Below are 329 nucleotides of genomic sequence, written 5' to 3' on the forward strand. Positions count from 1 at the left end.
CTACATATGAGCCATTTGATGACAGACCAGGTCCAGATTCAAGCGGATGAACTATTGGAGTTATTTGTTCATACAGAACTCCTTCCCTATACTGATGGTATTTATAAGGATGGCCCAACCATTTTTGAGATGACTCCAACTCAATTTAACGAAGAAAAGCAAGATGTGGGAGTCTATATTCCAGTTATATCTGAAGCAGAGCCAACAAGTCAACTGGATTATCAGGCATCTCTAGATATAGAAGGAATTAGCAAGCGGGTTCTATTTGATGGTAGCTTGGATGAAACAATTGAGGAGATGAAAGCTTATATTCGTGATCATGGTTGGGA

At 39.5% G+C, this 329-nt stretch carries 1 protein-coding gene; it reads left to right on the forward strand.

Annotated elements, in window-relative coordinates:
• Positions 1-18: 18 nt before the first annotated feature.
• On the forward strand, positions 19-329 hold a 311-nt coding region (locus tag HMPREF2613_RS04875), incomplete at its 3' end, for a hypothetical protein (RefSeq protein WP_070479402.1).

This window comes from Streptococcus sp. HMSC070B10 (genome assembly GCF_001808665.1).
Lineage (GTDB): Bacteria > Bacillota > Bacilli > Lactobacillales > Streptococcaceae > Streptococcus.